Here is a 13,855-nt window from a genome sequence, read left to right on the forward strand (position 1 = left end):
AGAAAAAGAATGTCAAAGAAAAGAGGCTGATCGTTTATGGCATACAGTGAAAAAGTAATGGATCATTTTGCAAACCCGCGCAATGTCGGCGAGATGGAAGATCCCAGCGGCGTCGGCGAGGTCGGCAACTCCCGCTGCGGAGATATCATGCGCATGTACATTAAGGTCGACGGCGATACCATCACGGACGTGAAGTTCAAGACCTTCGGCTGCGGTGCGGCCATCGCCACCAGCTCCATGGCAACAGAACTGATCAAGGGTAAGAAGATTGAAGACGCGCTCAAACTGACCAACAAAGCCGTGATGGAAGCACTCGACGGCCTGCCGCCGGTTAAGGTGCACTGTTCCGTTCTCGCTGAACAGGCCATTAAAGCGGCGGTATCCGACTATTATAAGCGCCAGGGCATCGACCCCACGCCTTTTGTCGGAGAAGTCCCGGCGTGTGAGGAATGCGCCTGCGACGCCCATTAATTTAAGCCCTTACAATTCTATATTTATAAAAAACAGCAGTCCCGGATTTTGTAAAGATCCGGGACTGCTGTTTTTTATCGTCTTCCGCGGCGGCGTACATGCGCCATTGTGTACTGAATCTGCCGCATGGCACTGCTCAGCGCACGGATATCCTGCATATAACCGGCAGCCCATCCCGCCTGGCGCAGCAGACTTTCTACCTGGCAGGAGGTATTTTGCATCCGCTGGTAGGTCAAAACTGCATTTCGGACGGTATTAAGCTGTGTCAATAACTGCCGATTGTTCATGATATTCACCCCCGTCCCTTCATACTATTCTGCCATCCGGGGAGCGTTCTGACGTCTTTTCTCACACGCATGTGGTTGCTTATTTAGAAAAATACGTGTATACTGTAGAAAAAAGAACGAGGCGAATACGACAATGAAACATCATAAAAAGGTATGTAAGGAATTGGGATTGATCAACCACAATCTGAATATGTTGATTCAAAATCAGAATGAAATTTATGTTAAGCTGGAGGAACTGCGCTGCGCCGTCGACGCCTTGCAGCCAGCATCGGACGTCGTCGTTTCCACCGCCTCCATCAATAGCATGTTATCGGAGGAATACGAAGACTGAATCGCTTGACCGTTCTGCGCAATACCGGTATCCCAGCCTGCCAAACTGCCGGATCTCCTCCGGACAGGAAACCGCGTGTTCCGCCATATAACGGACCATCTCTCCGCGCGCCATTTTAACATAAACGCCTTTTTCCATGATTTTATCCTCACAGCGCTCTCCAAAGACGGGCGTGATCACCCGCACTCCCTGCGGAACATACGGAAGCACCGCCTTTCCATATTCCTTAGAGGCCAGGTTCACAATCGTTCCCTCCGGTTCCTCTAACTGGTCAAACAGGCTGCCGTCCCAGAAATCGTATAGATTTTTACAGAAAGGTGTTTGTACCTTCGCCTGCATCTCCAGCCGGTAGGGAACCACGCCGTCAAACGGCCGCAATACGCCGTAAAATCCGGAGAGAATCCGCACATGCGCTTCCACATACGCATATTGCGGTTCAGTGAAAAGATGCGGCGCCATATATTGATATTGAATTCCCTCATAGCTCAAAAGCGCGGGCGTCAGGTTCCGGCGCAGCTGCATCTTCCGGTAGCGGTCAAAATTCAACCGCGCAATCGCATCGTTGCAGCAGAGCAGCTTTTTCAGTTCCTCATACGGAAGGCTCCGCAGATACTGCATCAATTGTTCCGTCCGCTCCAGCAGTGCGGGCAACTGGCGCGGCTCCAAAAAGTCCACGTCGGCATTCATTTTTTTAGCGGGCGAGAGCAGAATTTTCATGGGGTTTCCGGCCCGTGCGCCTGCCCGCCCCGCGTCATCGCTTCCCGCTCTTTCACCAGTTCTTCCCGGAGCTGAATGGAATTCCATGCCGCGTTATGAGGCGTATAAATTGCTTTCAGCGCCACCGGCGCGATTTTATGCCTGCGGAAGCCCTGCAAAAAAGCATCCAGCAGGCTGTTCGTAAAATGAACCAGCAAAAGCATTTCGTCGGTAAAGACGGCGTTCTCCGGTATATGGCCTGTCGGCTCCATCTGCCCTGACAAGGCCGCCAGCGGTTCGGCGTATTCCTCCGGTTTGACCGAACGGACACGAATTTTCATCGGCAGGCACATGCGTTTGATTTGGCTCCCCTTTGGAGTATCCAGATTATAGAGAAATACGGTGGGCGTCTGCATCATAAGTCCTCCCCTATGTTTCATTTTCTCCATGATAGCACCCTGTCCCCAAAAGTGCAACTGATTCTTAATTTTAAGCTTGCAGAAACTGTCGAAACAGCCTTGAATTTTTATTGGCAACGCGATACAATAGACATAAATTCCAGGAAGACCATCCATGCGGATGGCCTTTCTCTTTGTGTCTCACAGCCTGGCCGCCGTGCACAGGCAATCCAAAAGTAGGGAGAAATGATATGAACGGTTTGGGTTTTTATCCCGCAGAGGCCCTTTTGCCCGCAAACGCGGATTTGACCAAGTGGAGCGTAGTCGCATGCGACCAATATACCTCACAGCCGGATTATTGGCAGGAGGTGGAGCAGTTCGTCGGTGAAGCGCCGTCCACCCTGCGCATGATTGTGCCGGAGCTTTATCTGGAGGAAGACGGTGTGGAAAAGCGGATTGCGGACGTCAATGCCGCAATGGATCGCTATCTGGCATCCGATTTGTTCCGCGTAACGGACCAGTTCCTGTATGTGGAACGCACCCTGCGCGACGGAAAATTGCGCCGTGGCCTGATGGGTGTGGTCGATCTGGAGCAGTATGACTTCACCAAGGGTTCGGAATCCCTGATCCGCGCGACGGAGGGCACTGTATTGGAGCGCATCCCGCCCCGTGTTAAGGTGCGTGAGGACGCCTCTTTGGAATGCCCGCATATCATGCTGTTGATCGACGACCCCGCAAAGACCGTGATTGAACCCATTGCAGACCGCATGGGCGATTTGGAAGAGGTTTACCGGTTTGACCTGATGCAGGACAGCGGTTCCATTGCCGGATACCAGTGCGACGATGCGGAATCCATGCGCATCCTTGGCGCGCTGGGCGAACTGGCCGACCCGGAATCATTCAACCGGCACTACGGCCTGAATGGAAAATCCCCCCTCCTGTTTGCGGTGGGCGACGGAAATCACTCCCTTGCAACGGCAAAAACCTGCTATGAAAATCTGAAAAAGACCCTGCCGGAGGAAGAATATCGCGCACATCCGGCCCGCTACGCGCTGGTAGAGGTGGTCAACCTGCACGACGCCTCTCTGGAATTCGAACCGATTCACCGCATTGTCTTCGACGTGGACGAGGAAATGTTTCTGGCGGCGCTGGAATCACAGTGCGGCTCTGCGGACGGCCAGCGCATCCTGGTTTGCAACAACGGCCAAAAGAAGGAGCTTCGCTTCAACGCGGCCGTTTCCAACCTGCCGGTTGGCACGCTGCAATCGTTCCTGGACGCTTATATCGCGGAAAACGGCGGAAGGGTCGATTATATCCATGGAAACGAAGTCGTCGAAGCACTTTCCTCCAAACCCGGAAACATCGGTTTCCTGTTGGAAGCCATGCCGAAAGAGGAGCTGTTTAAAACCGTTGTGCTGGACGGCGCGCTCCCGCGCAAAACGTTCTCTATGGGACATGCCTGGGACAAACGCTTCTATTTGGAGTGCAGAAAAATTAAAGCTGAATAATCTTGGATAAACAGGCCTGCCGCGGAACGGAAATCGTTCCGCGGCAGGCCTTTCTCTTTTTGGCGCACTTCGATCAAAACATCTGATGTAAGACATCGGCAGAACTCCAAAATTCATTTATGAATTTACCAAATATCTATAAACTCTTTACAGGTTGACAAAAAAAATTGCGCATGTTTTAATAAAAGAGATACTATTTTATCATTTGTAAAGTTCGACTGGACCAGTTTTGTCCCGGGAAGGATGTGAAAACCGCACACGTCTATAGGAACGAATGGGGAGGTGAGAAGGCCGCAGCAAAATCATGACCAATGGATTGATTCGAACAGCAAACGGAATCAGACCGTTTGCGCCTACGTATGATGGAGGGGAAAATTTGAAAAGAAATCGATTTAGAGAGAAACTTACAGCGTTTGTATGCGCCGCCGCCCTGCTGGTCAGCAGCATCCCGGTGTCGCTTTCACAGGCGGCCGTCCGGGAAAACCAACCGGTCAAAGTGCCCCAATTCCTGATGGAGGCAACCGCTTCCAGCCAGGAGGAAACCAGCGATACCTGTTACGCCTCCATGGCGGTCGACGGCAACGCCGCTTCGATGTGGCACACCCAATGGAGCACCACGCCGCCGTCTCCGCACTGGATCACCGTGGATTTGGGAAGCATCGTAGAAATCTCCAGGCTGACCTATCTGCCGAGGCAGGACGGCAGCCAGAACGGCACCGTCAGAAACTATGAAGTATTTGTCAGTGAAGACGGACAAACCTACACAAAAGCAGCGGAGGGCGCCTGGGGCGCCGATATGGCGGAAAAGGAAGCCGTGTTGCAGACGCCGGCCAGCGGCCGTTATGTAAAGCTGCAAGCCGTCAACGCCTCCATGATGTCCTGTGCGGAACTGAACATTTACGCGTCCTCCAGCAGTTATGCACCGCTCTGGAGCAGCATTGACGAGACAGAAAGCTTTCTTGCGGGAGCGGAAACCGGCAGCCAGCCGAACCAGTATCCGCAGGATGCCGTAAACACATTAAAACAGGCCATTGAAGACGCAAAGCTGAAAGCGGCCTCCTTGCCGGAGTCCGATCTGGAGGGAATCCAGAACGCAGCGGACATTCTCCGCAGTGCATTGGACGCTTTCCGCAATGCGCGCATTACATACACCAAAGAGCAGCTTGCCGCCCTTGCGGAGCAGGCAAACGCTCTCAACGACAGCACGCCCACCGGAGAGACGGACGGACAGGTTTCCGAACAGGCCAAGCAGAATTTTCAGGCTGTGCTGGACGAAACAGAAGCCGTTTTGAACAACAGCGAGGCGGACAAAGAAGCGGTCCATCTGGCTTACGAAACACTGGTACAGGCGATGGAAACCTTTAAGGACCGCATTGTAACCAGCCTGAAATCCCTTGCGGGCGTTTGGGAGCTGAAGCTGGGCTCCTACTCCGTAGACGACGGCGCATTGTCCGACACCTGTGTGCTTCCCGGCACGCTGGATGAAAACAAGAAGGGCAATTTGAATACGTCGGTCAACACCAACCGCCTCAGCCGCAAGTACACCTATACCGGCGACGCGGTCTATCAGAAGCAGGTCTTTATCCCGCAGAATTGGGAAGGCAAGCATATTACTTTTCTGATGGAGCGCACAAAGAACACCCGCGTCTGGGTCAACGGCCAAGAGCAAACCGACTGCAACGCCAACAACACACTGGGCGTCGCGCAGGAGTATACACTGACCGGCCTGGTTCCCGGACAGGTAAACACCCTGACGGTTCAGGTGCGCAACACTGATTACCCGGTCGGTACCGGATGCCATATGCTGACAGAAGAAACCGTAACCAACTGGAACGGTATTCTGGGCAAAATTGAGCTGAAAGCAAGCACCCCCGTCTTTATCAAGGACGTCCGGGTCTATCCGAATATCCAGGATAAAACCGCAACGGTCAAAGCCGTCGTCGCCAACGACACCGGCATGGCGGTGAGCGGCACCCTAACCCTGAACGCGCAGAGCTACAACCACGACGGAGCAACGCACACCGTTCCGCAGATGGTTCAGGCGTTCTCTTTGGAGAGCAGTGACACCGAGAAAGAAATTGCGGTTGTTTACGCGATGAGCGAAGAGGCACGCCTCTGGTCGGAATTCGATCCCTCCATGTACCGCCTGACTGTGGACCTGGATGCCGACGGCGCAGCCGATTCCTTTACCGAAAACTTTGGTATGCGTGAGTTTAAAACCTCCGGCACCAAATTTACCATCAACGGCATGACCACCTTCATGCGCGGCGAGGGCAACTCCGCCGTGTTCCCGCTCACCGGGTATCCGTACATGACCAAGGCGGAATGGATCGATTTCTTTACCAAAGCGCAGGACCTGGGCATCAACTTCTTCCGTTTCCACTCCTGGACGCCGCCCGAAGCGGCGTTTGAAGCGGCGGACGAGCTTGGCATTTACATGCAGCCCGAGCTGTACGGCTTTGGCGGAACACCGTTCAACGAGTATTACAGCGAGGAAGCCGTCCGCATCCTGGAATACCTGGCGAGCCATCCGTCGTTCGTCATGTTTGCCTGGGGCAACGAGCTGAACACCACCGGCAGCAACCGCGACGGCGCCAATGCGCTGCGCGAGCTCTGCCGCAGTGTGGATGATACCCGCCTGTACGCGGAAGGCAGCAACAACAATTACTGGGCGCCGTCCCTCAATGCAGGGGATGATTACTGGACAACCTGTAAAACCAAAGCCAACTCCGATCCGTATCACACCCGCATTTCCTTCTCCTGGGTGGACGCAGCCTCCGGAGGCGCTTTGGAATCCATGCAGCCGAACAGCAACTTCACCTACACAAACGCCATCAGCATCGTCGACAAGCCGCTGATGAACCACGAGGCGGGTCAGTATCAAGTGCTCCCGCTCTTCGACGAAGAAATTCCGAAGTATGAAGCCGGCGTCTTTGAGGCGCGCAACCTGCAATACTACCGCGACCTGATGGAGAGCAAAGGCCTGCTTTATATGAACGAAACCTTCTCCAAGGTTTCCGCGCGCGTCTCCGCCATCGGTTATCGCGCGGATCTGGAAACCGCACTGCGCACCCCCGGCCTTGGCGGCTACCAGCTGCTCAGCATCCAGGACTTCCCCGGCCAGGGCACCGCACATGTGGGCATTCTGGACAACTTTATGGAAGACAAGCCCGGCGGGTTCACCACCGAACAGTATAAGAGCTTCAACGACTCCGTCGTCGTGCTGGCACAGCTTCCCAAGATGGTCTACCGCAACGACCAGGAACTCAGCGGCACGATCTCCGTGGTTAACTACGGCCCGGCTGCGCTCCAGGGCAAAGTGGGACAGTGGAAGCTGAAAAACGGCGACGCGGTCCTCGCACAGGGAGCTCTCGAAGCAATGGATGTTCCACAGGGAAGCGTCACCAATTTGGGAACCTTCTCCGCCTCCCTGTCCGATCTTACGGAAGCGGCTAAATTGACGGTGGAGGTATCCGTGGATTCCATCGGCAGCAACAGCTACGACATCTGGGTGTATCCGCAGCAAATCGATACCACCGTTCCCGCCGATGTAACTGTTTCCTCCAACCTGGACGAGGCGACGCTGAACGCACTGGAAAACGGCGGCAAGGTCCTCTATCTGCCGGAGCCTTCCGAAAAGGTCATCCCCGACAGCGTGGCGGTCCGCTGGACCACCGATTACTGGAGCAAAATGTTCCACCGTTCCGACCGGAACGCGCACACAATGGGTATGTACGTGCAGAACGAGCATCCCATTTTTGCGAACTTCCCAACGGAATTTTTCAGCGACTACCAGTGGTTCAATCTGATGAAGGGTTCCCGCGCGGTTGTACTGGACGACGCACCGGCGGACCTGGAACCTCTGGCATGGAATATCGACCACATGGAGTGGAGCCGCAAATTGGGCAGCCTGTTTGAGGCAAACGTCGGCAAGGGCAAGCTGGTCGTCTGCACCTTCGACCTGCTGAATCAGATGGACGTCTATCCGGAGGCAAAGCAGCTGTATGCCAGCATCCTCCAATACATGGCGTCGGAAGAATTCCAGCCGAAGGCCGCACTGACACAGGAATACCTGACCGATACTTTTAAAGAGCTTACCAACACCGACGCCTATGCCACCATTGAGTCGGAATCCTATTCCGAAGGAAACGGCAGCTTCAAGTCAGAATCCGGCACAGGAGAAGACGGCGAAAAGGCAACCGCGCTCGGCAATATCAACAAGGGCAACTGGCTGCGCTACGAAAAAGTGGAGTTCGGCCTCAACGGCTGTTCCACCATCACCCTGAACGGCGCCAACGCCAACAGCTACGACGCCGTACTGGAGCTGCGCACCGGCTCCTCCACCGGCCCGCTGATCGCCACTTTGAACTTCAAGAATACCGGCTCATGGAGCCAGTATAAATCCCAGACCTTTGATATCCCGCGCATCTCCGGCCTGAACGACGTCGTCCTGGTTTCGCAGAACGGCGGCATCGCGTTCAACTCCTTCTGGTTTGGAGAAGGCTCCATACAATACGTCAGCGCGTATGAAAAGCTGGAGCCGGAATCCGCGGCGGGCGATATCACCATAACCGATATCGACGGCGGCAGCCACATCATCATGCAGAACTATGTCAGCGCCATCACCGATCAGGTGGAGATCCGGTTCAACCACGTGGAGTTCGGCACGTTCGGTTCCAAGGACGTGACCATCCAGGGCCGGTCCCTGAACGGCAAGGACGTGAGCGGCTACCTGCGTTATGAAGACGCGGGCGAAGAAAAAACCATTCCCTTTGTCTTCAAGGCCGGCGAAGGCGAATCTTATGAACTCTCTTCGGAGACGTTTTTCAAGCAGACCTTTAAAGCAAAGGGGATCAAGGGCGCGCAGAACCTGGTGATCGGATTCGATAAGGGCACCAGCTTTGACCTGGAAGCACTGCTCTTCACCGGATACACCAGCGAGCCCGTCATAAACCCCAATTATGTGAACGCAATGAACGAAGCACAGGAGAAACTGGCAGCGGTGGAAAACCGTCCGCTGCTGTACACGGAGGCATCGTGGCAGGTGTTCACCACGGCCTATGAAGAAGCGTCCAAGGTCGATATGGATGATGAAGACGCGGTCGCTGCTGCGGCAAAGAAGCTGCAGGATGCACTGGACAGCCTGGTGTTGACCGGAAAGACCAAATCCGCGTATACCGTCACCTACGCCCGGAACTATGATGATCTGGACGGCAGCGTGAAACTGGAACGCGCAGAACCGGATCAGGTCGTCGGCGGCTTTGACAAGGGAGAAACCCTCTACTATAAGGGCCTCGACTTCGGTAGCTCCGGCGCGATAAAGCTGACGGTCCGCGCCGCTAACGGACGCAGCGATTCCGAAAAGGAAAAAGAAGCCGTCCTGCGCTTCCGCTATGGAACCGGCGAGAACGATTACGCGGACGTCCGGATTCTGCAAACCGGCGGCTGGGGCGCCGCCAACGACAGAGACTTTACCGTGGATATTCCCTCTGAACGTTTCAACGGCGTGAAAGACATCACCCTCCAACTGGTTGAGGGCGCGGTCGCCCTGCACTCCTTTGTATTTGAAGAAGCAGCAGCCACAGATCCGCAGCTGCTGAACGTGCAGTGGAACCCGAATCAGGCAGATGTGGAAATTGCCGGTGAGGCGGATGTGCTGATCGACGGCAACGGCATCTACGGCGCAAAGGTGGTGCCGGGCATAAAGCTGACCCTGACCTTCACCCCGGCAGACGGCCCGTTTGCAAGCGCGCAGCTCAACGGAGAAGACATCCCGTTTGAGGCGGACGGCTGCACCTACACCTTTACCATGCCGAACGACAAGGCGTCCCTGCGCTTTGTGTTCACCAGTGTAAACAAGGGGATTCTGGAAACCCTGCTGGAGAAGGCAAACGAAGTGACCGACGAGCAGCTTGCCGGTCTGGTTGAGTCCGTAAGCAAACGCTTCATCGCGGCGCGCGACAACGCGAAGGCCGTCTATGAAGACGACACAGCCACCCAGGAAGAAGTAAACGAAGCCTGGAAGGAACTGCTCGACGCGATGCATCACCTCTCCTTCGAGGAGGGCACCAAGGACGAGCTGGAATACTGGCTCGACTATGCCGCCATGCTCGACTTGGACAACTTCACCCCGAAGAGCCTGGAAGGCTACGCGGAAGCACTCGCCTACGCGGAAGAAATCTACAACGACGAGGGCGAAACGCTGAAGGCGGAAGTTGAAAAGGCGGCAAAGAACCTGCAAGAAGCGATCCTGCGCCTGGAGTTCAAGGCAAACACGGAAGTGCTGGGAGCCTTTGTACAGCAGGCACAGGAGATTGAAATTGACAAGTACCTGGACGGCCCGGAAAAAGACAAGTTCAACGAGCTGTTCCCGCAGGCGGAAGCCCTTCTGGAGGACGCGAATGCAACCCAGAAGCAGGTGGATGAAATGGCGGACGCCCTGTACAAAGCGATGATGAACCTGCGCATGATCCCGGACAAGAAAGTGCTGAAGGACCTGATCGACGAGTCGGAAGCGCTCAACCCGGATGATTACACCGAGGCGAGTTACGCAATCCTGCGTGCGGCGCTGAACAACGCGCAGGGCGTCTACGAAGACGAGAACGCCACCCCGGAGGAAATCACGGCGGTCTGCGCGACGGTAGAGAAGGCCCGCGCGGGTCTGGTTCTGGCGGACAAACCGGAAGAGCCTGCAAAACCCGACAACAAGCCGAGCCATAAGCCGTCCAGCAACGGCAGCAAGAAGCCGATTGGCAACACCTCCGGTACAGGAACGGCAGTTGCCGTAACCAACCCGGTAATCAACGCGGTGCAGAACGTGATGGGCCAGAAGTCTGTCCGTTCCGATACCACGACGAATTTCACCTTGAAGAGAGGCAGCGCGTACTGCTTCAAGATGACAGTTGTCAACGGCAGCAATGCGGCCCCGAACTTCACCGTGGGCAACGGCAGTGTGCTTAAGACCCAGTTTGTGGCGAAGGTCGGCAATGACAACTATTACAGAGTCTGGGCGGTCGGCACACCGGGCCAGAGCACCGGCGTGTATACCACAATGGCGGGTGAGAAGGCCCAGCAGCACTGTGTGGTTACAATTGGCTGATTGCTGCCACTGAAAACCACCGTAGGTGCGAATGACGTTGTACGTACACAACAGCATTGTGTAGTAACGGTTGGCTGAAATTGATACTTTAAGGTATTGACAATTCCCTTCGCCGTTCTCTGCTTTACTTCAAACATAAGAACCCTTCCGCAACAATTGATTTGCCGCGGAAGGGTTCTCTTTTGATAACACAAGGGTGAAATATTTCGAAAGACAATGGAAAAAGCAAAATAAACATGCTATGATAGGAAAAAATACAGGATAAGGAGCATACACTCATGTTTTGCATCTACTGCGGAACAGAAATCCCGGATCACAGCAAATTCTGTCTGGAATGTGGAAAACCGGTTCCAATTAAAATACAATTGATAAAGACCGAGCCGCCGGCAGAAGATATTCTCAAAAAGCAAGTTTCCATCTATTGGCCGGAAGGCTATATGCCTTGCAATTCCTGTACGATCATCGATATCCGCATAGACGGCCAACCAGTCAGTTCCGTTCTGTACGGGCAAAGCATGGCGTACTCCATCCCGGTTGGGGAGCATCAATTTATCTTTTCCGTCGGTATCAACCCATATCGATATGTTTTCAACCTGGACATTCAGAACCATACAATTATTACGTTAAAATTTGATCAGACGGGAACAAGGATGAGCATGATTCCTGAATCGTTGTAAATTATTCTTTTTGCATAAATTTTGGTATTTTAAAAAATAAAACCCGGAAGTCCACAAACTTGCTGGACTTCCGGGTTTATTATGTTTGGAGCGGGAAACGGGGTTCGAACCCGCGACATTCAGCTTGGGAAGCTGACGCTCTACCACTGAACTACTCCCGCATAGCTTTATTATTTTATCACAAAGCCCCGGCCGTTTCAAGTCTCTTTTTCCAGAAATCGGATTTTTATAATGAAGAGCAATGAAACAAATGCAAAACACAAATACATCCTCACATGAACGGGCTTTTCTTAAAACTTACAGTTTCGTAAGTTGCGCCAAACCCGCTGTGTCTCAGAGCAATCTATTGGTATAATACAATTATATAAAGTTTATTTACAGGGGGAACGCCATATGAATCAACTCCTGCTCTTAGAAGATGACATCAGCCTGATCGATGGACTGCAATACGCTTTAAGAAAAAACGGCTATACCTTTGAAATCGCCCGGACTGTGGGTGAAGCAAAAACCCTTTTGGAACAGCAGGCATTCGACCTCCTGCTCCTGGACGTAACCCTGCCCGACGGGACCGGCTTCTCCGTCTGTGAATGGGTTCGGGGACGGGGCAACCGCGTGCCGATCATCTTCCTGACCGCTTCGGATGAGGAGGTAAGCGTCATCCGCGGCCTGGACTGCGGCGGTGACGATTACATTACCAAGCCCTTTCGGATGGGAGAGTTGTTTTCCCGTATCCGCGCCCTGCTGCGCCGGACCGGACGGACAGATGCGCCGGAGAGTGGGGAGATTTTATGCGGGGACATTGCGATTGACCTGTTAAAAAGCCGTGCTACCCTCCGGGACATCCCGCTGGAACTGACGCTGGGCGAGTACAAATTGCTCTGTCTGCTGGTGCGGAACGCGGGTCACGTGGTTTCCCGCCAGTCGATTCTGGATACCCTTTGGGATCAGAACGGAAATTTTGTGGATGACAACACCCTATCCGTCTATATCCGCCGCCTGCGGGAAAAGGTTGAGACGGACCCCTCGCATCCGGCACATTTGACGACGGTACGCGGCTTTGGATATCAATGGAATGAGGTGCCGGTATGACGCTTTTTCGGGACAAACAAAACCGATGGTATTTGCTGGCCGTATCCTTACTCTGCGTTACTCTGATCGGAGGCTTTCTTCTGTTCTGTGTGGGGCAGGCGCGGGCCGCCCAGACGATGCTGCTGGAACGGGAACAGGCCATCGCCGGAGGACTGCTGGAACGGGACGTGCCGCAGGAAACAATCGCAGCCGCCCTGAACAATGCATCGGACAACGGACTGGGCCGAAAACTGCTGGAACGGATCGGCCGAACGGAAAACACACCCGGACAACTGTTCCCCACCCTGCGGACATTTGAAAAAAACACGGTTTGGAATCTGTTGCCGGGGATTGTCCTGTGCGCGGCCTTGCTGCTGTGCGCGGCTCTGCTGTTCCTTTCCCGTTTGGACCACCGATACCGCATTGCGGAACAAACCGTCCGCAGTTTTGCCTCCGGCGACTTCTCCTTCCACCTGCCCCGTACCGGTGAAGGAACGTTGGCGCGGCTTTTTGCGGCAGTGGACGACCTGGCCTGTGCATTGCAGGCCAAGGGAGAAACGGAACACAGGACAAAAGAATTTCTCAAGAATACGATATCGGATATTTCCCATCAGTTAAAAACACCTTTGGCCGCCTTGCGGATGTACCACGAGATCATCGAGGAGGAATCCGGCAATCCGGCAGTTGTGACGGAGTTCTCACAGAAAACAGAGACAGCCCTTGGCCGTATGGAGGGACTGATTCAATCCCTTTTAAAAATCACCCGCCTGGACGCGGGCGGGATTGTTTTTGAGCGGAAGCGGATTCGCGTAGACGCTTTGGTCAACCGGGCAATGGCGGAACTGAAAACCAGAGCGGAGCGGGAGCAAAAAGCCCTTGCCGTGAGGGGTAATCCGGAGGATACGTTTTTTTGCGACCCGGAGTGGACAAGCGAGGCCGTCGGCAACCTGATCAAGAACGCGCTGGACCACACTTCGCCCGGGGGCCGAATCGTCATTGCCTGGGAACATTCCCCCGCCGTCTCCCGCATTACCGTTTCGGACGACGGGTGCGGCATTGCGGCTGAGGACATTCACCATATTTTCAAACGGTTTTACCGCAGCCGCCATTCCCTGGACCGCCAGGGCGTGGGGCTGGGCCTGCCGCTGGCAAAGGCAATGATTGAAGGACAGGGCGGCGTGCTGACCGTGCGCAGCGCGCCGGGTGAAGGCGCTGCTTTTACCATCTCCTTTCTTACGGAAGTGTAAGCTGAAATTCATCTGATTGTAAGTTCCAATTGGTATCCTTTTGTTATAGGAGGTACTGACTATGAATGATTTC

The 13,855-nt window shown here is 54.2% G+C and carries 10 protein-coding genes and 1 tRNA gene; 7 read left to right on the forward strand and 4 right to left on the reverse strand.

Annotated elements, in window-relative coordinates; genetic code table 11:
* The first annotated feature begins 36 nt into the window (after positions 1-36).
* Complete coding sequence (gene nifU, locus BN2106_RS12125) at positions 37-471, forward strand: Fe-S cluster assembly scaffold protein NifU (protein ID WP_050698839.1); 435 nt, start codon at positions 37-39, stop codon at positions 469-471.
* Positions 472-545: 74 nt separating this feature from the next.
* Here the strand turns inward: nifU and BN2106_RS12130 are convergent, their stop codons facing one another.
* The gene (locus tag BN2106_RS12130) at positions 546-758 is read right to left on the reverse strand and encodes a hypothetical protein (RefSeq protein ID WP_050698840.1); all 213 of its coding nucleotides are present in this window, start codon (positions 756-758) and stop codon (positions 546-548) included.
* Positions 759-891: 133 nt separating this feature from the next.
* Here BN2106_RS12130 and BN2106_RS12135 point away from each other — a divergent pair, with 133 nt between their 5' ends.
* Positions 892-1,089: a hypothetical protein gene (locus tag BN2106_RS12135; RefSeq protein WP_050698841.1), complete on the forward strand. Its 198-nt coding sequence runs from the start codon at positions 892-894 to the stop codon at positions 1,087-1,089.
* On the opposite strand, the gene yaaA is transcribed toward BN2106_RS12135, so the two are convergent.
* Positions 1,066-1,806 (reverse strand): peroxide stress protein YaaA, encoded by a 741-nt coding sequence (gene yaaA / locus BN2106_RS12140; RefSeq protein ID WP_050698842.1) that lies wholly within the window; start codon positions 1,804-1,806, stop codon positions 1,066-1,068. The two genes, BN2106_RS12135 and yaaA, sit on opposite strands and share 24 nt — an antisense overlap.
* Complete coding sequence (locus tag BN2106_RS12145; protein ID WP_050698843.1) at positions 1,803-2,201, reverse strand: DUF3783 domain-containing protein; 399 nt, start codon at positions 2,199-2,201, stop codon at positions 1,803-1,805. Before BN2106_RS12145 ends, yaaA begins: the two co-directional genes overlap by 4 nt.
* A gap of 233 nt (positions 2,202-2,434) precedes the next feature.
* Here BN2106_RS12145 and BN2106_RS12150 point away from each other — a divergent pair, with 233 nt between their 5' ends.
* From BN2106_RS12150 to BN2106_RS12160, 3 genes are all read left to right on the forward strand, one after another.
* The gene (locus tag BN2106_RS12150) at positions 2,435-3,691 is read left to right on the forward strand and encodes a DUF1015 domain-containing protein (protein ID WP_050698844.1); all 1,257 of its coding nucleotides are present in this window, start codon (positions 2,435-2,437) and stop codon (positions 3,689-3,691) included.
* Positions 3,692-4,067: 376 nt separating this feature from the next.
* Positions 4,068-10,790 carry a carbohydrate-binding protein gene (locus BN2106_RS12155; RefSeq protein ID WP_050698845.1) on the forward strand — a complete coding sequence of 2,241 codons (6,723 nt, stop codon included), beginning with the start codon at positions 4,068-4,070 and terminating at the stop codon, positions 10,788-10,790.
* A gap of 278 nt (positions 10,791-11,068) precedes the next feature.
* Positions 11,069-11,467 (forward strand): zinc ribbon domain-containing protein, encoded by a 399-nt coding sequence (locus BN2106_RS12160; RefSeq protein ID WP_050698846.1) that lies wholly within the window; start codon positions 11,069-11,071, stop codon positions 11,465-11,467.
* An 86-nt stretch (positions 11,468-11,553) separates the two neighbouring features.
* Here BN2106_RS12160 and BN2106_RS12165 read toward each other — a convergent pair.
* Positions 11,554-11,628: transfer RNA gene (locus tag BN2106_RS12165), tRNA-Gly, on the reverse strand.
* 232 nt (positions 11,629-11,860) lie between these two features.
* Here BN2106_RS12165 and BN2106_RS12170 point away from each other — a divergent pair.
* Together BN2106_RS12170 and BN2106_RS12175 are read left to right on the forward strand one after the other, a co-directional pair.
* A complete protein-coding gene (locus BN2106_RS12170; RefSeq protein ID WP_050698847.1) occupies positions 11,861-12,556 on the forward strand; it encodes a response regulator transcription factor in 696 nt (231 codons plus the stop codon).
* The gene (locus tag BN2106_RS12175; protein ID WP_050698848.1) at positions 12,553-13,782 is read left to right on the forward strand and encodes a sensor histidine kinase; all 1,230 of its coding nucleotides are present in this window, start codon (positions 12,553-12,555) and stop codon (positions 13,780-13,782) included. The genes BN2106_RS12170 and BN2106_RS12175 overlap by 4 nt, the downstream gene beginning before the upstream one ends.
* Positions 13,783-13,855 lie beyond the last annotated feature (73 nt).

This window comes from Anaeromassilibacillus senegalensis (genome assembly GCF_001261775.1).
Taxonomy (GTDB): domain Bacteria; phylum Bacillota; class Clostridia; order Oscillospirales; family Acutalibacteraceae; genus Anaeromassilibacillus; species Anaeromassilibacillus senegalensis.

Excerpts from the sequence above, each read along its gene's own strand:
- BN2106_RS12135 (WP_050698841.1), top strand. The coding sequence starts at position 892 with ATGAAACATCATAAAAAGGTATGTAAGGAATTGGGATTGATCAACCAC.
- BN2106_RS12170 (WP_050698847.1), top strand. The coding sequence starts at position 11,861 with ATGAATCAACTCCTGCTCTTAGAAGATGACATCAGCCTGATCGATGGA.
- BN2106_RS12160 (WP_050698846.1), top strand. The coding sequence starts at position 11,069 with ATGTTTTGCATCTACTGCGGAACAGAAATCCCGGATCACAGCAAATTC.
- BN2106_RS12130 (WP_050698840.1), bottom strand. The coding sequence starts at position 758 with ATGAACAATCGGCAGTTATTGACACAGCTTAATACCGTCCGAAATGCA.
- nifU (WP_050698839.1), top strand. The coding sequence starts at position 37 with ATGGCATACAGTGAAAAAGTAATGGATCATTTTGCAAACCCGCGCAAT.
- BN2106_RS12150 (WP_050698844.1), top strand. The coding sequence starts at position 2,435 with ATGAACGGTTTGGGTTTTTATCCCGCAGAGGCCCTTTTGCCCGCAAAC.
- BN2106_RS12145 (WP_050698843.1), bottom strand. The coding sequence starts at position 2,201 with ATGCAGACGCCCACCGTATTTCTCTATAATCTGGATACTCCAAAGGGG.
- BN2106_RS12175 (WP_050698848.1), top strand. The coding sequence starts at position 12,553 with ATGACGCTTTTTCGGGACAAACAAAACCGATGGTATTTGCTGGCCGTA.
- yaaA (WP_050698842.1), bottom strand. The coding sequence starts at position 1,806 with ATGAAAATTCTGCTCTCGCCCGCTAAAAAAATGAATGCCGACGTGGAC.